The sequence below is a fragment of the Vibrio sp. KUL80 genome, assembly GCF_059725495.1.
In genome coordinates, this window is record NZ_AP045841.1 from 679,281 (window position 1) to 698,470 (window position 19,190).

The 19,190-nt window shown below is 47.2% G+C and carries 19 protein-coding genes; 15 read left to right on the plus strand and 4 right to left on the minus strand.

All coding sequences use genetic code 11. From position 1 onward, the window contains the following. Positions 1-33 precede the first annotated feature (33 nt). From rbfA to AC6I8U_RS03120, 7 genes are all read left to right on the plus strand, one after another. On the plus strand, positions 34-450 hold the full coding sequence (gene rbfA, locus AC6I8U_RS03090) for a 30S ribosome-binding factor RbfA (RefSeq protein WP_498017725.1): 417 nt from the start codon (positions 34-36) through the stop codon (positions 448-450). Next, complete coding sequence (truB, locus tag AC6I8U_RS03095; protein ID WP_498017726.1) at positions 450-1,430, plus strand: tRNA pseudouridine(55) synthase TruB; 981 nt, start codon at positions 450-452, stop codon at positions 1,428-1,430. The genes rbfA and truB overlap by 1 nt, the downstream gene beginning before the upstream one ends. A 90-nt stretch (positions 1,431-1,520) precedes the next feature. Further along, positions 1,521-1,790, plus strand: a complete 270-nt coding sequence (gene rpsO / locus AC6I8U_RS03100) for a 30S ribosomal protein S15 (RefSeq protein ID WP_005380094.1) — start codon at positions 1,521-1,523, stop codon at positions 1,788-1,790. 336 nt (positions 1,791-2,126) lie between these two features. After that, the gene (gene pnp / locus AC6I8U_RS03105) at positions 2,127-4,259 is read left to right on the plus strand and encodes a polyribonucleotide nucleotidyltransferase (RefSeq protein ID WP_234495247.1); all 2,133 of its coding nucleotides are present in this window, start codon (positions 2,127-2,129) and stop codon (positions 4,257-4,259) included. A gap of 174 nt (positions 4,260-4,433) precedes the next feature. After that, a complete protein-coding gene (gene nlpI, locus AC6I8U_RS03110; RefSeq protein ID WP_498017727.1) occupies positions 4,434-5,369 on the plus strand; it encodes a lipoprotein NlpI in 936 nt (311 codons plus the stop codon). Positions 5,370-5,487: 118 nt separating this feature from the next. Beyond that, a complete protein-coding gene (locus AC6I8U_RS03115) occupies positions 5,488-5,904 on the plus strand; it encodes a MarR family winged helix-turn-helix transcriptional regulator (protein WP_394150798.1) in 417 nt (138 codons plus the stop codon). A gap of 48 nt (positions 5,905-5,952) precedes the next feature. After that, entirely contained in the window at positions 5,953-7,293 is a 1,341-nt protein-coding gene (locus AC6I8U_RS03120) for an MATE family efflux transporter (protein ID WP_498017728.1), read from the plus strand. A 59-nt stretch (positions 7,294-7,352) separates the two neighbouring features. Here AC6I8U_RS03120 and AC6I8U_RS03125 read toward each other — a convergent pair whose 3' ends face one another. From AC6I8U_RS03125 to AC6I8U_RS03135, 3 genes are all read right to left on the minus strand, one after another. Then, entirely contained in the window at positions 7,353-8,231 is an 879-nt protein-coding gene (locus AC6I8U_RS03125; RefSeq protein ID WP_446567807.1) for a U32 family peptidase, read from the minus strand. 12 nt (positions 8,232-8,243) lie between these two features. Then, on the minus strand, positions 8,244-9,257 hold the full coding sequence (ubiU, locus tag AC6I8U_RS03130) for a ubiquinone anaerobic biosynthesis protein UbiU (protein ID WP_252012356.1): 1,014 nt from the start codon (positions 9,255-9,257) through the stop codon (positions 8,244-8,246). Between the two features lie 149 nt (positions 9,258-9,406). After that, the gene (locus AC6I8U_RS03135) at positions 9,407-11,446 is read right to left on the minus strand and encodes a putative bifunctional diguanylate cyclase/phosphodiesterase (protein ID WP_042473596.1); all 2,040 of its coding nucleotides are present in this window, start codon (positions 11,444-11,446) and stop codon (positions 9,407-9,409) included. Positions 11,447-11,625: 179 nt separating this feature from the next. Here AC6I8U_RS03135 and ubiT point away from each other — a divergent pair, with 179 nt between their 5' ends. The 7 genes from ubiT (at position 11,626) to AC6I8U_RS03170 (ending at position 16,042) form a co-directional block, all read left to right on the plus strand. Then, complete coding sequence (gene ubiT / locus AC6I8U_RS03140; protein WP_498017729.1) at positions 11,626-12,153, plus strand: ubiquinone anaerobic biosynthesis accessory factor UbiT; 528 nt, start codon at positions 11,626-11,628, stop codon at positions 12,151-12,153. Next, positions 12,137-12,652: a GNAT family N-acetyltransferase gene (locus AC6I8U_RS03145; RefSeq protein ID WP_498017730.1), complete on the plus strand. Its 516-nt coding sequence runs from the start codon at positions 12,137-12,139 to the stop codon at positions 12,650-12,652. The genes ubiT and AC6I8U_RS03145 overlap by 17 nt, the downstream gene beginning before the upstream one ends. Before the next feature lie 117 nt (positions 12,653-12,769). Beyond that, the gene (locus AC6I8U_RS03150) at positions 12,770-13,201 is read left to right on the plus strand and encodes a DNA polymerase III subunit psi (protein WP_498017731.1); all 432 of its coding nucleotides are present in this window, start codon (positions 12,770-12,772) and stop codon (positions 13,199-13,201) included. Next, positions 13,188-13,655, plus strand: a complete 468-nt coding sequence (gene rimI / locus AC6I8U_RS03155) for a ribosomal protein S18-alanine N-acetyltransferase (protein WP_498017732.1) — start codon at positions 13,188-13,190, stop codon at positions 13,653-13,655. The genes AC6I8U_RS03150 and rimI overlap by 14 nt, the downstream gene beginning before the upstream one ends. A gap of 177 nt (positions 13,656-13,832) precedes the next feature. Next, entirely contained in the window at positions 13,833-14,624 is a 792-nt protein-coding gene (locus AC6I8U_RS03160) for a hypothetical protein (RefSeq protein ID WP_446567814.1), read from the plus strand. Positions 14,625-14,807: 183 nt separating this feature from the next. Continuing rightward, a complete protein-coding gene (locus tag AC6I8U_RS03165; protein WP_042473607.1) occupies positions 14,808-15,575 on the plus strand; it encodes an SDR family NAD(P)-dependent oxidoreductase in 768 nt (255 codons plus the stop codon). A gap of 62 nt (positions 15,576-15,637) precedes the next feature. Next, positions 15,638-16,042 (plus strand): YMGG-like glycine zipper-containing protein, encoded by a 405-nt coding sequence (locus AC6I8U_RS03170; protein WP_128648295.1) that lies wholly within the window; start codon positions 15,638-15,640, stop codon positions 16,040-16,042. Positions 16,043-16,110: 68 nt separating this feature from the next. Here the strand turns inward: AC6I8U_RS03170 and AC6I8U_RS03175 are convergent, their stop codons facing one another. Then, complete coding sequence (locus AC6I8U_RS03175) at positions 16,111-17,724, minus strand: transmembrane adenylate cyclase (RefSeq protein WP_498017733.1); 1,614 nt, start codon at positions 17,722-17,724, stop codon at positions 16,111-16,113. Positions 17,725-18,049: 325 nt separating this feature from the next. Here AC6I8U_RS03175 and AC6I8U_RS03180 point away from each other — a divergent pair, with 325 nt between their 5' ends. Then, positions 18,050-19,186: a BamA/TamA family outer membrane protein gene (locus AC6I8U_RS03180; protein ID WP_498017734.1), complete on the plus strand. Its 1,137-nt coding sequence runs from the start codon at positions 18,050-18,052 to the stop codon at positions 19,184-19,186. The last annotated feature ends 4 nt before the right edge of the window (positions 19,187-19,190 follow it).

Genomic DNA, 19,190 nt, shown 5'->3' on the forward strand with positions numbered 1-19,190 from the left:
CATCCCCCCATTCTTTCTATAGTGAGAAAAGAAATGTCAAAAGAATTTAGCCGCACACAACGTGTTGCGCAGCAACTACAAAAAGAGCTTGCTCTTATCCTTCAACGCGAAGTTCGCGATTCTCGCCTAGGTATGGTGACGATTTCAGACGTAGAAGTGTCTCGTGACCTAGCATACGCAAAAGTATTCGTCACTTTCCTATGTGTGGGCGAGCAAACGCCTGAATCTAGCCTAGCAGCACTTCGTGAGCACGAAGCTCATATTCGTATGATGCTAGGTAAGCGCATTCGCCTACGTCTAACGCCAGAAGTACGTTTCCACTACGACAACACGCTTGTTGAAGGTATGCGTATGTCTAATCTAGTGAGCGAAGTGGTTAACGAAGACAAGCGTAAGCAAAACGAAGCTGGTCGTAGCGAAGAAAACGGCGCTGAGGGAGAAGAGCAGTAATGGCTAGACGTCGCAAGGGACGTCCAGTCAACGGCGTTATCCTTCTAGATAAACCTACCGGTATCTCATCGAATGATGCTCTGCAAAAAGTAAAGCGTATCTACTTTGCTGAAAAAGCAGGGCACACGGGTGCTCTTGACCCACTAGCAACTGGCATGCTGCCAATTTGCTTGGGCGAAGCCACCAAGTTTTCGCAATTCCTATTGGATTCAGACAAGCGCTACCGCGTGATCGCTAAACTTGGTGAGCGCACCAATACCTCTGACTCTGATGGCGAAGTGGTTGAAACTCGCGATATCAACGTCACTCCAGAGCTTCTTGATGAATGCATCGATAAGTTCCGTGGTGAGTCTGATCAAGTGCCGTCAATGTTCTCAGCACTGAAATATCAAGGTAAGCCACTTTATGAGTACGCTCGCCAAGGTATCGAAGTACCGCGTGAGGCGCGCAAGATCACTGTGTATGAAATCGTCCTACATCGCTTTGAAGGTGACGAAGTAGAGATGGAAGTACACTGCTCGAAGGGCACGTACATCCGTACTATCGTCGATGATTTGGGCGAAATGCTAGGCTGTGGTGCGCACGTGACTATGCTGCGTCGTACGGCGGTTGCTAAGTACCCTTATGAGAACATGGTGACCCTAGAGCAGCTTAACGAGCTATTCGAACAGGCAAAGCGTGAAGAGCGTCAGCCGCGAGAGCTGCTTGATCCACTGCTAATGCCAATGGACAGCGCAGTACAAGACCTTCAAGAAGTGAATGTATCACCTGAGCTTGGTGACTTGCTTCAGCATGGTCAGCCAGTGCAGGTTTCAGGCTTACCAGTCGATGCGCCAGTACGCATGACCATGGGTGAAAAGCGTTTATTCATCGGCGTTGGCGCGATGAATGACGATGCCAAGCTTGCACCTAAGCGACTCGTTGTTTTCCGTGAGGAAGAAGTACTCAATAGAGCGACGAATACTCCTTGCTCTAGCTAGAATTATTCCCTATAATTCGCGCTTCGCGTAGCGGCTGAATCAGAGATTGGCTGCTACAAATTTTAAACTTACTCTTATTAGGAGAGAATTATGTCTCTGAATGCAGAAACTAAAGCAGCAATCGTTGCAGAATACGCACAAGGCGAAGGCGACACTGGTTCACCAGAAGTTCAAGTAGCTCTACTTACAGCTTCTATCAACCACCTACAAGGTCACTTCAAAGCACACAAAGGCGATCACCACAGCCGTCGTGGTCTTCTACGTATGGTTTCTCGTCGTCGTAAGCTTCTAGATTACCTAAAAGGTAAAAACCTAGCTCGCTACCAAGACCTAATCAAACGTCTAGGCCTACGTCGCTAATCAGCGTCTGCATAGAAAGTTTGTTAAAAGGGGCTATATGCCCCTTTTTTGTTAGCTAAATTCTTTAGTTAATGGCAAAACTTCCACTAAGTAGTTTATACTACGTCCCGTCTAAACAGAGTTGTCTAAAGCATATCCGTTTAGCCACAATCTGCTCAGTACATTACAGTCCATTTTGTCGACCGCAGGGTCGCGACTATTCCAAGCACATTTGCTCGCTTTTAGCGGCATAGAACTCGCTGCTTAGAGTTAAGTTTGTTTGAACTAGTCGCGATTTGTAATGCATTGAGCGCACAATCAAATGGTCTGGACTCGCTCCAGAAAAAAGGAAATACAATGTTCGAAAAACCAGTTGTTAAGTCGTTCCAATACGGCAACCACACTGTGACGCTAGAAACAGGCGTTATCGCACGTCAAGCTACTGCAGCTGTAATGGTAACAATGGACGATACAGCAGTATTCGTATCTGTTGTTGGTAAAAAAGAAGCGGTTGAAGGTCAAGACTTCTTCCCTCTTACAGTTAACTACCAAGAGCGTACTTACGCGGCAGGTAAAATTCCAGGTGGCTTCTTCAAGCGTGAAGGTCGTCCATCTGAAGGTGAGACACTGACAGCTCGTCTAATCGACCGTCCAATCCGTCCACTATTCCCAGATGCATTCAAAAACGAAGTTCAGGTTATTGCAACGGTTGTCTCTGTTAACCCGAACGTACAGCCAGACATTCCAACAATGATTGGTACGTCTGCAGCACTTGCTATCTCTGGTATCCCGTTCAACGGTCCTATCGGTGCAGCACGTGTTGGTCACATCGACGGTCAGCTTGTTCTTAACCCAAGCAACACTGAGCTAGAAACATCTAAGCTTGATCTTGTTGTTGCGGGTACTGAATCTGCAGTACTAATGGTTGAATCAGAAGCTGATAACCTAACTGAAGAAGAAATGCTATCTGCAGTTGTGTTCGGTCACGACCAACAGCAAACTGTCATCACTGCAATCAACGAGTTTGCAGCTGAAGTTGCTACTCCTGCTTGGGATTGGGTTGCTCCAGAAGAGAACACGGCTCTTAACGAGCGTATCGCAGAGCTAGCGGAAGCTAAGCTAGTTGAAGCGTACCAAATCACTGAAAAGATGGCTCGTTACGATCGCATTCACGCGATTGCAGCAGAAGTGAACGATGTTCTTCTTGCTGAAGATCCAGAAGCGAACACGAAAGAAATCCACACTATCTTCCACGATCTAGAGAAGACAGTTGTACGTCGCAGCATCATCGCGGGTAACCCACGTATCGATGGTCGTGAAAAAGACATGGTTCGTGCACTGGATGTACGCACTGGCGTTCTTCCACGTACTCACGGTTCTTCACTGTTCACTCGTGGTGAGACTCAGGCGCTAGTAACTGCGACTCTTGGTACGCAGCGTGATGCTCAAATCATCGATGAGCTAACTGGTGAGCGTAAAGATCACTTCCTACTACACTACAACTTCCCTCCATACTGTGTGGGCGAAACGGGTTTTGTAGGTTCTCCTAAGCGTCGTGAAATCGGTCACGGTAAACTGGCTAAGCGCGGTATCGCAGCAGTAATGCCTTCTGTTGAAGAATTCCCATACACAGTTCGTGTTGTATCGGAAATCACTGAATCTAACGGTTCATCTTCAATGGCTTCTGTATGTGGTACGTCTCTAGCTCTTATGGATGCAGGTGTTCCAATCAAGTCTTCTGTTGCGGGTATCGCAATGGGTCTTGTTAAAGAAGGCGACGACTTCGTTGTACTTTCTGACATCCTTGGTGACGAAGACCACCTAGGTGACATGGACTTTAAAGTAGCAGGTACTAACACTGGTATCACTGCACTTCAAATGGACATCAAGATCGAAGGTATCACTAAAGAGATCATGCAAATTGCTCTTAACCAAGCGCAAGGTGCACGTAAGCACATCCTTTCTGTAATGGATGAAGCGATCTCTGGTGCTCGTGAAGAGATCTCTGAGTTCGCTCCACGTATCCACACAATGAAGATCAGCGCAGACAAGATCAAAGACGTTATCGGTAAAGGTGGCGCGGTTATCCGTCAGCTAACTGAAGAAACTGGTACGACTATCGAGATCGAAGACGACGGTACTATCAAGATCGCGGCGACTGACGGTGACCAAGCGAAAGATGCGATCGCTCGTATCGAAGCTATCACAGCAGAAGTTGAAGTTGGTAAGATCTACACGGGTAAAGTTGCTCGTCTAGCTGACTTCGGTGCATTCGTAACGGTTCTTCCAGGTAAAGATGGTCTAGTACACATCTCTCAAATCGCTCAAGAGCGTGTTGAGAAAGTGACTGACTACCTGAAAGAAGGCCAAGAAGTTCAAGTTAAAGTACTTGAAATCGACCGCCAAGGCCGTGTACGTCTAAGCATGAAAGAAGCGGTAGAACAGCCAGCGGAAGCTGCGAATGAAAAAGCGGCACCTGACGCAGAATAATTCGCATTTCTAGACCATTGCGTCTAAAAGCATGCTATAAAGAGGGGGCAATCGCCCCCTTTTTTAGTGCGCGAAGGAAATTACCTGCTATACCATTAAAGCAGCACGGCAAAAAAATTTAATAAAAGCCGTCAGTTACGCTTAGCGATAGTAGGCATTAAGGAGAAGAATATAGTGAAGTGGTTTCGAATCTTAGGATTGAGTTTAGTGGCCGTCGTGACGGGTTGTGCATCCAACTCATCAACGCAAGATCAGCAGTGGTTAAACCCACCAATGGCAGTGCCTTTGCAAGCCAATGTTCAATATGAAGTACAGGTTGCAAGACTGACTCAGCTACTTCAACGCAGCGATCTTGATAATGACGTGCGTGCTAAAATGCACTTTGAGCGTGGTTCTTATTTCAATAGTCTAGGTATGCGTGATTTGGCGCAACTTGATTTTAACCAATCGCTTCAGCTTAATCCTGCTCAGCCAGTGGTGTTCAACCAAGTTGGCCAATACTTCACGCAGATTGGTGATTTTGATTCAGCCTATGAAGCATTTGATTCAAGTTTAGAGCTGGATCCTGCCAACTCTTACGCGCTTCGCAACCGCTCGATCGCACTTTACTACGGGGACCGTATCCCTCTCGCTATCGAAGGCATGACGCGTTATTACCAAGAAGAGCCATCAGATCCATACCGCGCGTTATGGCTTTACATCATCTCTCGTGAAGCGAGTCCATCAGAAGCTGCGATTAACCTCAATAAGCAATATCTATCTCGCAATAAAGATTGGGGCTGGATCTTGGTCGCGCTGATGTTAGATCAAGTATCGGAAGAGCAGGCCTTCCAAGCGATTTTGGCAAGCAGCCGAGACAACAATGTATTGGCAGAGCGTTTGACAGAAGTGTACTTCTATCTTGCGAAGCGTCATCAAATCGACGGTGATTTCCCAACAGCCGTATCGCTCTATAAGTTGGCAATCGCCCAAAACGTCTATGATTTTGCAGAGCATAAGTACGCATTCCTAGAGCTGACAAAAATCTTTGAAATCGTTAGAGCTCAACAACAAGAAGAAGCGAAGAAACAGCAAGAAGAGCAAGTGAACGCAGAGCCTAGCGACGCCTAATTTTCTGAGACACGTTGAATTCGAAAACACCAGCCATTGGCTGGTGTTTTTTTATGCGTTGAAGTTTATTTCTAATCGCCCTAAAATAGTTAGCCATGCTAATTAATAAGTAATGTGAATGTCTATAGAAGTCAATTTAGAGAAAATGGAGCGACTGACTGCTAAGGTCTGGCGTAGTTACTGTAAGGAAGATCCACTCTCGCATCTTAGTTTTAATGAGTATGACTATTTGAAGACGGTACAGGGTTCGTTAGAACCAATACGCCTTACCGACCTCGCCAAGGAGTTAGAGGTGTCTAAACCTTCAGCAACCAACATGGTTAAGCGGTTGGAAAAGAAAGGGTTGGTGGAGCGTCTACCATGCCCAGATGATGCTCGCGCGAAAAGAGTGATACTTACTGAGAAGGCTCGCATTCCTTTGGCATCAGAAACGGAGATTTACGGCGCCGTTGCTGAAAAACTAAAAGTAAACCTCTCACAGAGTGAGTTTGCTTCGCTCAACCAGCTACTGACAAAGGCTCTGAGGCCAGAATAGGGTTCTGGATGAGCCATCTGATAACAATAAAACCGTAGTAAAGTCGTTATGGAACAAAAATCAATCTATCAACAGTTTTGGCGCTATGCGATCCCAACCATTGCCGCCATGCTCGTCAACGGCTTGTATCAAGTCGTGGATGGGATATTCATTGGCCAGTATATGGGTGGGGAGGGGCTCGCGGGTATCAATGTCGCTTGGCCTGTTATCAGTGTCATCCTTGGACTTGGGATGATGGTCGGCGTGGGCACGGGCGCTTTGGCTTCCATCAAGCAGGGTGAGAATGACCTTGCGGGTGCTAAACAGGCATTGGCAACCGGTATGATGGCCTTGCTCGCGCTAAGCCCTATTGTCGCGATTGCTTTGTGGCAATTTGCGGATGATATGATATTGCTTCAGGGCGCGCAGGGGCGCATGTATGAGTTGGCAATGCAGTATCTCGATATACTCATTGTCGGTGGCGTCTTTGCGCTTGGCTCCATCGCTGTCCCGTTTCTGCTGCGTAATGACGATAGCCCTAATATGGCGACTTTGCTCATGGTGCTGGGTGCGGTGATCAACATCGCTCTAGACTATTGGTTCATTGCTTTATTAGGGTGGGAGCTAACAGGGGCTGCTCTCGCAACCGCTATCGCCCAAGCTGTGGTCACTGTTTTAGGTATTGGCTATTTCTTTACGTCTAGAGCCAAAATGCGCTTAACACTGAAGGACTTTAAGTTTCAGTTCCATTTGCTGCCCAAGATCTTTTCGATCGGCGTGGCGAGCTTCTTTATGTACGCTTATGGCTCATTTATGGTGGCGATACATAATGCACTCTTTGCAGAGTATGGTTCGGTTACCTTAGTCGGGGCTTATGCGATACTTGGTTATATCGTCGCATTCTACTATTTGATTGCCGAAGGCATTGCCAATGCGATGCAACCGCTGCTGAGCTACAACTACGGTGCGCGCCGTGAAGATAATATGCGTAAGCTGTTTAATGTCGCCATGCTAAGTTCAGTTGTCGGTGGGGCTGCATTTATCGGATTGTTAAATCTGTTCCCGTATCAGGCGGTATCGGTATTTAACTCATCAGAACCGCAGCTTATTGAACATACGGTGATGGGGATACGATTACATCTTTTCTCGATGTTCTTAGATGGATTTCTAGTCGTTGCCGCCGCTTACTATCAAGCGATAAGCTACAGCAGAAAGGCGCTATTTGTTACCTTAGGGAACATGCTGATTCAATTGCCATTTCTTTATGTGATGCCAAAACTCTGGGGAGTCACTGGCGTTTGGATTGCTTACCCGTTGTCAAACGTCGCGCTGAGCCTGGTGGTTGGCGTGATTATCTGGCGTGACATACGTAAGCTGCAAACCAATGGCTATACCGCAGCGACGGCTTAATCTTTTGAAACTAAAGGGCCTCGCGAATAGCGAGGCCCTTTGTATTGGATTTGCTTTGACTAGATCTGTTTAATATCGAGACCAGCAATCTGATGCCAGTAACCGTTGCACTGACGGTCGAGTGAGGCGACTGGGTTACTGCCGTCTTCATTGGCTCTGAAGCGGTCAACCTCAGCAAAGGTATCCAGTCCAAGTGGGCTCAGACGTACAACATCGACCAAGCCTTCCATCGACTTAAGATCGTTGATTAGGTTGTACTGATAACCAGATTGCGTTTGGATACCGTTTAGGTTGAACACCGACTGGCCCTCTTGGCTCTCTACTTGGAGGCCTGTCGGGTATTTAATACAGCAGGTTTCGCAGTCATCTTTTGCGCGGTTTTCTGCACGAGCAGTGAAGCAGCGTGCAGAATACGCGAGCGGTAAATAACCGTGGCTAAATACTTCCACCTCGAACTGACCACGAATGCCCAAGTCGTCTGCTTGGTTCATGGCGTTTTCTAGCCATTCGCGTGACAGTTCCACTGGCATACACCAACGAATCATGCCTTGCTTAGCAAACAACTGTAGCGTGCGAGCGTTGTAGGTGTTCACCGCTGGCCCTACGACAAATGGTACCTTACTTTCACTGGCAAGTTGGATAGCGGATACGTCATTGGCTTCAATCGCAAAGTCACCGTTATCGATGTACTTCTTCATGATATTCACTTCACTCGGCGCTTCGAGTAGTGCCATAGTGGATAGCACCACTTGCTTACCCGATGCGCTGAGCTCTTTAGCAATATCAAACCAATGAGCAGGTTTCATCTCACGGCGCTTAGAACACACACTCTCGCCTAGATAGATAATATCGGCAGAGCTTGATTTTGCTTGTTCGTAGAAGCTCTCTACATCTTGCTTTGGCCAAAAGTACAACAATGGCCCTAATGCATATTTCATGTATTTTGCTCCTTATTGCCACTTACGGTGGTAAGCACCGAGTGTCGTTTGTGTGCCTTCAGAAACGTTGGCTAGAGCACTATCCCAGCTTGGTTTTACTTGGTATTGCTCTGGGTTGCGTTGGTACATATCAATGGCTTCGCGCCAAGTGCGAGTCACTTGCTCGACGTAGGCTGGACTGCGTTGGCGACCTTCAATTTTCACTGATGCGACATTCGCTGCAAACAGCTCAGGCAACATAGATAGGGTATTTAGGCTAGTTGGCTCCTCAAGGGCGTGGTAGCGCTTGCGTTCACCGTCAACTTCCGCTTCAAAACGTCCCTTACAAAGCGTAGGGTAGCCAGCGTTTTCACCTTGTGCGTAGCGGTCGATCAAAATGTCATTTAGACGTGACTCTAACCCGCTTTCGGTCTCTTGCCAGCGTACATATTTTGCTGGAGAACAAGCGCCAACTGTGTTCGGAGATTCGCCTGTCAAATAGGAGGAGAGATAGCAACGTCCTTCAGACATGATGCACAGGCTGCCGAAAGCAAACACTTCAAGTTCAACATCTGACGTCATGTTTCGAGATAGCTGTTTGACCTGATGAATCGACAGCACGCGAGGTAGAACCACGCGCTTCACATTGAAGTTCTTGTGGTAAAAATCGATGGCCGCTACGTTGGTCGCAGAGGCTTGTACTGAGAGATGCAATTCAAGATCTGGGTACTTGTTTGCAGCATAATCCAGTACGGCGATATCGGCCACAATCAATGCATCGACACCAAGGTCTGCCGCCTGATCAACGGCATTCGTCCAGCGCTCAAAGCCATTTGGGTGAGCAAAGGTATTTAGGGCGATATGCAGCTTTTTATTGTGGTCATGAACATACTGCGCGGCACGTTCAAGCTTTTTACCCGTGAAGTTCAACCCCGCAAAATGGCGGGCATTGGTATCGTCTTTAAAGCCGATATAAACGGCATCGGCACCGCAATCAATTGCAGTCTTTAGCGCAGGTAAGTTGCCTGCTGGGCATAAGAGTTCCATATGCTCATTACCATAAATCTGTCAGTAGAGCGCATTTTATGAAGATTTGATAAAGGTCAATTTGATATAAGGCAGGTTTCGCTTAATAAGCAACGAATTAACACCAAAGAGGTAAGCTAATTTGGGGGATAAACGCTCAGTCTCTTTGGCTAGTTTCTGTGTCGGCGGTTTTGAGCAAATAGCGCTTCGACTTCATGCTTTGGTTGTGGGCGATGGAAGTGGAAACCCTGAATCGAATTGCAATTTAAGTTGGATAGTAGTGTCGCTTGATGGCGTGTCTCGACCCCTTCGGCAACAACAGACAGATTCAGTGATTTACCAAGGTTGATAATGTTCTCGATCACCGTGAGCTGTTTTGGCAGCGTATCGATATCCATGATAAACGCTCGGTCTATCTTAAGTTCATCGATAGGGAAGTGCGCTAGGTAAGAGAGCGAAGAGTACCCAGTACCAAAGTCATCAATAGAGAGCGCAAAGCCAAGCTTCTTGATTGAGTTGAGCATCTGCAAGGTGTGCTCACTGTTACTCATTACTGCACTTTCTGTCAGCTCAAAGGTGATACAGCTTGGATCGAGTCCGGTGCTGCGAAGTAAGCGCTCCATGTAGTCAATAAGCTTAGGGTTGCCAAATTGCTCAGGCGATAGGTTGATCGCGACGCGGCCTGGCAAGATGCCTTGAAGTTTCCAGCGTTTCACAGTGGTGAAGACATCACGCATAACTACTCGGCCTAAACTCTCGATCAGGCCCGCTTGCTCGGCGACAGGGATGAAAGACGCTGGACTAATGTAACCTTCGACAGGGTGCTTCCAACGCACCAGTGCTTCTGCGCCATTAATGCTGAAGTCACGCGCGTTCACCTTAGGTTGATACCATACCTCAAGACCATTTTGTTGCAGTGCTTTTTGGAGCTCGATCTCAAGCCACAAGCGCATACGTGCTTCTTTGTTCATTTGGTCGTTGAACTTCACCAAACGGTTACGACCACGCGCCTTTGCTTCGTACATTGCGGTATCGGCGTTTTGCAGCAGGATGCGAGCATCATTGCCATCGTTTGGTGATTGGACGCTACCAATCGAGCAAGCGAGTCTTTTGCTGAAATGGTGTAGGTCGAAGGGTTGGTTAATTAGGCTAATGATTTTCTCTGCTAGCTCATCAGCGGCAATGTTGCTATCAGGCTCTGGCAGAATGATGCCAAACTCATCGCCACCAAGGTGAGCGAGAACCGCATGCTGAGGCAAGTAGCGTTTGAGGCGTGCTGAGACCTCTTGAATCACTCGGTCGCCGATATGGTGACCCAATGAGTCATTAATATTCTTAAAATTGTCGATATCAAGGTAAAGCATCACAAACGGGGTGCCTTCCTCAATAAAGTGCTCCAAACAGCGTGTAAATCCGAGGCGGTTATACAGCTTGGTGAGCGCGTCGATATTCGCGTCTTCATGGCTGTTTTTTGCAACAGGACTCGGTTTCTCATCAAGGTCTTGGACCAATATTAGGTGCGCATTGGCACCAAATAGATTGGCACTATCGACATGCAATGAGAGTCTGCGTTGAATGCCGCAATAATCACTGGTTGAGAAGGTAAGCGGTGTTTTAGCATCGACTTGACTCAGGTCGAGTTGTACTCGTTGATTGTCGTTTTCGTTGCGTAGGAGTCGTGTCAGTGACTCTCCGAGTAAGTCGCTTTGACTTGAGTAACCAAATAGGCGCGCTGAAGCCGGGTTTGCCGACAAAATGCAGCCATCTTCAACCAGTAACAAACCATCGGGAATTAACTCAGCAAGCTTTAAAAATTTGCTTTCAGATTCCTCTAGGGAGCGAGTGATGATCTGCTTTTCTGACGTATCGATGGCATGGAAGACGATGTATTCGATAACGCCATTGAGTTCAATAGGAGAGACGCTGAAGTGAAGACTAGATTCGATATCTGATTCATCGAGAGTGACTTCGGCTTCAATGGATTCACCAAGAAAGGCACGCTCGTAGTATGGTTTGAGGTGATTGTAGAAACGAGCGCCTAAAACCTCGTGGTCATTCATACCAACCAGGTCACTGTGGGTAAGTCCCGCGACATCGCAATAGCGATCATTGACCATCCAGTAACGGTGCTCGTCATCCAAAATAGCAAAAAAGAAGGGGCTATTGGATGTTAACTTAGCAAAGTATTCCTTTAACAATTTGGATGACATCAATGTACTACCAGTTTTCTGAAGCGCTTATATATCAGTAACCCACACACTATAACTGTGATTTATCCGTTAGAAAAGGGTTAAGACAAAAGCAAAAAATATTTGACGCACAACAGGATTTTTTTTGTACGAATACCGTATTATGTCGTTTCTCAAGTACAAACTAACGGAAAAACCGCGTGTTAGACAAGATTCGAAGTCAACTAGTTAAAAACGCAGCACAAATTTTGCGATCTCCAGTCCATTTTCTGCCAACCAAAATTCAGAATAAAGCGCTGCTTGAAGGGCTAAAAACCGTTTTTAAAGAAGCACTTGAGGACGGTGACTTCGAGCTTTTAGAACAGAAGTGGTTGAAAGTTCATATTCGTGATCTAAACCTCAGTTGGTATATTTCCTACAACGATGAGACGCTCGTCGTTTCCGAATCTGTTGAGCAAGAAGACGTCAGTTTTAGCGGTAATCTGAATGACTTAGTCCTAATCGCGGGGCGTAAGGAAGATCCTGATACGCTGTTTTTCCAACGCCGTCTAAGCATTGAGGGTGATACCGAACTAGGCTTAGAAGTAAAGAACTTAATGGATAGTGTTGATCTTGACGCGCTTCCAAAACCAATGTTGTCAGCATTGATGCATCTTGCAGAGTTCGTTCATAAAGGATTGCAGCCAGCTCAAGGCGCAAGTGAGGTACCTAATGCTTATTCGAACTGAAGCACCCGCTGACATTCTTGCCATCGACCGCCTACTTAAGTCAGTGTTTGATACAGAGGCGGAAGCAAACTTGGTGATGGCACTTCGCGAGAACAGTCGCTTGACGCTGTCGCTTGTGGCATGCAGTGACGAAGGGGAAGTGATCGGCCACGTGCTGTTCTCACCAGTAACACTCAATGGCGAAGACTATGCTTGGCAGGGTTTAGCTCCACTTGCTGTGGCTCAATCGCACCAAGGCCAAGGTATTGCAAAGGCTTTGGTAAAAGAAGCGTTCGAGACTCTACCAGACTTTGGCTATCCAGCGTGTGTGGTGCTTGGCGATCCGAATTACTATTCAAAGTTTGGCTTCAGCTCCGCAGGCGAAGAGGGATTGAGCTGTCAATGGGAAGTACCAGAAGGTGCATTCCAGGTAAAATCATTGACGGCAGACTCGATTCAGACTCTTCTTTCTGGTAAATCGGGTGTGATTGAGTACAGCCCAGAGTTTCTAGAGCTTTAATTCATTTTTCACACGAGTAAGATCCTACTTACTCGTGTGTTGGTGATCCAATTCGCCTCTGTTACACTTCGCCCAACATACTCGGATTTTGGTCGAACCTGATGAGCAGGCAGTCCTATGCATAACAGCACCACGCTACAGCTGATGGGTATTCAAACTTGGGAGCTAGCTCACCCAGAGAGAATGCCAAACAGTGCTCAAGCCACATTTTCACTCGCTCCATCTTGCCAGCTGCTGTTTGTATCAGCTGTGAAGCCGGAGGGAGAGCTCGTCTCATTCTTTGAAAAAATCTTAAAGGCGATGAAGTTAGAGCTTGATAGTGTCTTGCACATCACACCAGAACAGCTGGGTCAACTCGACGCGCAATCTGTCCCGACTTGGATGTGGTTCGCAGGCGATGAACATGCTGCTGACCGTTTTGAGCATTGGATGCTACTGCGCGACATACCATCAAAACCTAAGTTTCTTCAATCGTCTTATTTGGCAGAAATCGAGGGTGACGACAGTCAAAAACGACAGCTTTGGAATCAAATTCGTGCCTACAACTGATATCACCTTTACTGAGATACAAACATCCCATCTCGACGCCATTGTAAACATCGAGAGTCAAGCGCATAGCCACCCTTGGAAAACCTCCATGCTCCATGACCTAAACGGTCGAGGCGCACACAACGTCGTTATGCTGGTGGACGAACAGCCGGTTGGCTATTTCTACGCTCAGAATATTGTCGGCGAAGTGTCGCTGTTAAACATTGCGGTGTCACCACTTCATCAAGGCAAAGGTTATGGTCGTCAATTGGTCCAGCACTTTTTAGCCTACTGTGAGACTTCCCAAGCGGAGAGTGCATGGCTAGAGGTAAGGGAGAGTAATGTGCCCGCTGTGTCGCTCTATTTGGCGGAGGGCTTCAATGAGGTCGACCGACGCCGTGATTACTACCCAACCGAAGATGGTCGTGAAGACGCGGTTATCATGTGCTATCACTTTTTGTTTTCAGCAATGTGACAGAGAATTGCCGCTGCGCCTCAACTCTATATTTCCGCTCTATCGTGCCTAAAACTTAGTTAGAACGCCGACTAAACCGTCAGATTTATAGATAGGTTACATTACCCAGAGTTACTTCGAATAACTCGCCAGTGCTTCATACTGCCCGCAATTATTGATAATCATGGGATTAAAAACATGAAGCACATTTCAACTCTTTCTGCAGCGATCCTAGCCGCATTGACAGTCAATGCTCAGGCATCGGAAGAGCAAACCAATGACCCTGCTGACGTGACTCGTCCTCAAACCTACTTAAAAGTTGATTCTGGCGCGAAAGGCAAAGACGGCCTAACTCGCCTGCAATTGAACATGGCTGGCTCTTATAATGAAGACATTGGCTACCTAGGTCAGTTTGAGACCGACTTCCAAACCAACCTTGACGGACAAGAAGGTAAGTCGAAAGACTTTGGCCTGTCTCGTATCCGCGCACGTTACTTCCAAGTGCATGCGACGGGCTCTGAGGTGCTTCCTGAAATTGGCTTCTCGCTTGATTACATTAGTTATGGTTCAAACTGGGTAGCAAAGCAAAGTGGCGTAGAGCAAACCGCCGCGGTAGGTGCAGTTGCCAAAGTGATTACTCCGTTTGAAAACTGGGTCTCTTACCCGAATATCGCCGTGATGCGTAACGAATACGACAACGGTCGTTCTGAAAACGGCTGGCAGGCAAACTGGTTCAACTCATTCTATCTGTCTGAGCAAGGTCACTATGTCACCGTGAACCCACAGTACGCGAACTACAACAACGCGTTTGGTAAAAACGAGCAGTCACTTGAACTTAACTTCGAAGGTGGTGTACCACTGACTTCCGATGGCAGCGTTTGGGGTAACGTCACATACTCAGAACACTTCTTCAAAGCAGGTACAGAGTCACGCATGAAGCATCTAGATGGCAATCGTGAAGTGCGTATTGGTGCTACTTGGTTCTTCTAACCAATTAGCGTAAACAGTTCCTCTCAACTCTAAGGCAAGGATGCCTTAGTCTCTACTTTATTCCTACTTTTTCGTTCCCTTGTTACTGGATCGTTTCCAGTTACTAACTCCATCCCAAGTCGCAGAGTCGTTACACTGCATCACAGTGAAATTCTAAACGAGTTAAATCCATGAGGACGCATAATGTCTATGCCATTTCAGCTTACCGATAAAGTCGTTGTATTGATTGGAGGAACGTCAGGTATCGGAGAAGCGATTGCCAAGCGTTTAATCAATGCAGGCGCAAAACTGGTGATTGCCGGTGTCAATGCGAACGAGCCTGCGTTGCAGACGTTGGAGGCGCACTATGTCTATGCCGATGTGACCGATGAGTTCTCGCTAAGCGAGCTTATGGCGATTGCGTTCGAGCGCTATGGCCAGATTGATGTGTTGGTGAACTGTGCTGGCTCGACCAATGGCTACAGCACCATCATGGAGTCGAAGAAATCGGAGTACAACGCCAACTTTGAAGTGAATGCGCTAGGAACGGCTTTGACGATCAAACACGCTGTACCTTACATGCCAAAAGGCAGCAGTATTATCAATATTGCATCAGTTGCCGGTACACAGGGCGTGCCATACCTTGGGGCGCTTGCTAGCTCAAAGTGGGCGGTTTTGGGTATTACTCAGACTGCAGCACTTGAACTTGGTACCAAGCAAATACGGGTCAACGCCGTATGTCCTACCTCTGTCGATACCCCGCGTGCGCACACGTCCGGTGGCGAGCCACAACTTCGTATGGAAAAGCGCGCTGTCCCACTTGGTCGTATCGCGCAGCCAGAAGAAGTCGCCGCGGTGGTGCATTTCTTAGCATCGGAAGACAGTAGCTTTGTGAATGGCCAATCAATTGGTGTTGACGGCGGTTTCAGCGCCGGCATGAGTATTGATGCCTACAATCAGCTCGCACAGTGATTAGCTCGCACAGAGATCAACTTGCACAAGAACCAACTAGCACAATAATTTGGAGCTTATTTATGAATAAAACCCGTTTACTTTTAGGAGCATGCCTATTGATGCTCAGCTCAAGTACTTTTGCTTATTATTGCGATCAAGAAGCGGAAGGCGCTGTTGTCGGTGCCGTTGATGGTGCGATTACCGGTGCGATTGTTGGTGGTATTGTTGATGGCAGTGATGGTGCGAAAACTGGTGCTGTGATTGGCGGCGGTGCTGGCGCGGTCGGTGGTGCTATTGATGGTGCTTACTATGAGGGTGCTTGTGAAGTGGCAACGGATGTGATCGTTGAAGACGAGATCATTGCAGAGGAATATCTGGCGGAAGAGTATATTGAAGAAGAGTACATCGCCGAAGAGATCGTCGAAGAAGAAATTGAAGATGAGTACTTAGCTGAAGAGATCTACGACGACGCTTTGTACGACTAATTCGGAATTCACAGCCATCAAACTATAAGAAAAGAGAGCCAATCGGCTCTCTTTTCGATTCTAACTTTTTATAAACGCTCTAGGGCTTCAAGTAGCTTGTTTTTAATGGCTGGGCTTGAGATAAAGGCACCCAAATATCGCTCTTCACTACCCTCGAAGTCAGGGCGGATTTGTAGCATTTCTTTGTAGCTTGCTTGAGCTTGTTTAAACTCACCCTTGTAGACTTGGATGACCGCTTTGAGCATCGGGATCCAAAATAGACGACGTAGCGATAGCTTGCTGACCGACTTCTCAGCACCGTCAAAGTCATCTTGCATGATCTTAAACACCACAGAGGCAATCGAGAACCAAGGTGGACGGAACGGGTTCAACTCTTTAGAGCTGCGAATCAGCTCTAGGCCTCGTTCGAATTCGCCTGCCATGCACAATGCCCAGCCACACAAACCAATCTGATAAGCGGCATTCGGGTTGATATCCAATACCTTGTCGACGGTCTCTATAATGCCGTTAACGTCGTCTTTCAACTGATGCGCCATCAGCATTGCCATTTGTGCTTCTTGGTTGCTTGGCTCTAGCTCTACCGCGCGACGAGCGTGGTTCAGACCAGTTTCAACAGCGTTGTCGACCTGTCCCATACCGAGCATCTCGGCATCAAAGTACAGAACCGCGAGCATAGAGTGAAGCAGCGCCACATCAGGCTCGTTCTGAACCGCGCTAAGCAATGCTTGCATGGCTTGAAGGTGGGTATCTTCTGTCAGCGTCATTAGGTAGTGACGATAGCGCAAGGTGGCTTCATAAGTCGATAAGTGCTCAATCTTCTTCTGATTGCAGCTTGCATAGATTTCACGATGGATAATTCCAAAGCTAGACGCAAGCTCAGCAACAATCTCGGCGATGATGTCGTCTTGAACAGAGAAGAGGTCTTCAGTGGCTAGGTCACAGGTGTACTTTTCAGCCCAAACTTGCTCACCGCTGTCGGTGCGATACAACTTGGCATAGATGCGCACTTTGTTGCCAAGGGCCTGCATAGTACCTGATGTAATAAACGATACATTGAGCTTCTCACCAAGCCCTTTAACATCTGCGGACGTGCGAGGGTCAATATTGGTATCACCAAGGGCATGCATCGAGACAACTTTTAGCATGTCAAAGCGAGCAAGCTCAGTGGCGAGCTCTTCACCAAAGCCTTCTGCAAAGAAGCGTTTTTCAGCATCATCTGATAGAGACAAAAATGGCAGTACAGTAATGGTTGGATTAAGCGATTTATTGGTCTCGCCAACCATTTGCGCCAGAGTTGTTGATTGACGAGCGGCCTGTGGAACCTGAGGGGTAAAGAGAGGGCTGTAGCGACCTTTAGGGATCGACAGTACCAATGGGTCATTAACCCCTTCCGTTAAATAATACGTTTCGAGAGTGCGTCGGACGCGACCCGCTTGAATTCGAACAATTGGGTCTGCTTGATGATCAAAATCAGCATCACGATCAAAGACTTCGGTAGCAATTGTAAATTGCTTTAAGCGATCTCCATTGCCCGCCAAAGTTTGCTCTACAACGAAAGAGAGGAGCTGCTTCATCTTAGGGCTTTGGTCGAATGCTTTGCTGGAAAGAATGCGATTGAGTTGATCTTTCACACGGGCTTGATTTTCTTCGATTCGAATATCTAATGGAGCTTGTTCTGACACCGTTGGTAACTCTCTCTTTGTAGGATCTGCGTATTCTGCCACTTTAGGACATTGAAAAATAGTAACGAGTTCACTTCTTGATTAAAAACTAGATATCACTCGCTACTCATACCAATATAAAAGTATGCACGCCGTTAAAATAATAATCTAAACCATAGACTTATCATTAGTAACTATAGACGAGCCGAATGCTTACAGCGAGCCAACAGGCTGACATTTTTACTAAGAAGTGCCGCTAACTCAGTGGCTTTTGTTATCTAAACGTGATTATTATGTAACGATTGATATCCGCTAATGCTGTGTGTTTTTACGCGTGGGAGAGGTCATGGAAAAGACGAATAATAGGATAATTCTGGCAGTGATTTCAGCCTTGTGTGTCTCGTCAAATGTCGGGGCTATGGGGCAATTTATTGATCCCAAAGATGGAATGTTTGATGCGAGTAAATGGGTACTGGATAACGCCGTGGGTTTTATGCCGGTGCCCATCATTATTACTGACCCAGCCGTTGGCGCTGGTGGTGGTGCAGCGCTACTGTTTTTCCATGAATCTGAGAAGCGCAAACAGCTTAGAGAAGAGAACCCCGACGAAGTGGTAGGTTTGCCGCCAAGTGTCACGGCAGTAGCAGCGGCGGCAACCGAGAATGGCTCTTGGCTAACCGGCGCATTCCATTTTGGTTCATGGCAAGAGGACACTTGGCGCTACCAAGGTGGTTTGTTTTACGGCTCGTTTAACCTCAAATACTACGTTGTCGATACCCCGTTTGATTTCAATATCGATGGTCTCTATTTCATGCAGGACATTGACTACCGAGTCGCGGGCAGCGATTGGTTTGTTGGTGCTAAGTACTCGATTCTCTCCTCGAAAAGCACGTTTGATATCGGTAATGTCATTCCCGGAATTCCCCCTCTCGATTTTGATTTAGAGGACGCTGCTGTCGAGCTCAAGGTTACCTATGACAGCCGGGATACCATCTTTACACCGAACGATGGGCTAAAAGCTAAATTAAGTGCTGATTTTCATAATACGGCATTTGGTGGCGATGTCGACTATACAAAAGCTCGTGCACAAGTGAACTACTTCGCACCTGTTCGAGATGATCTCATTATTGGCGTCAGAGGGGATTACCAAACGGTTACTGACGATGCGCCTTACTACGCCAGACCTTTTATTAATATGCGCGGCATTGCGGCCATGCGCTACCAAGGACAGGATATGGCATTGGCTGAGCTCGAAGCGCGCTATGACATCACACCTCGCTGGTCAATCATCGGATTTACTGGAACCGGTAAAGCCATTGAAGATGGACAAAGCTTCTCCGATGCAGAGTATCAAAGTGTCGTCGGTGGCGGCTTCCGATACCTTGTAGCAAGACAGCTTAATATGCGGGTAGGTGTGGATGCTGCGAAAGGTCCAGAGGAGTGGGCGTATTACATTACTGTCGGGCATGCGTGGCAGCTGTGATTGA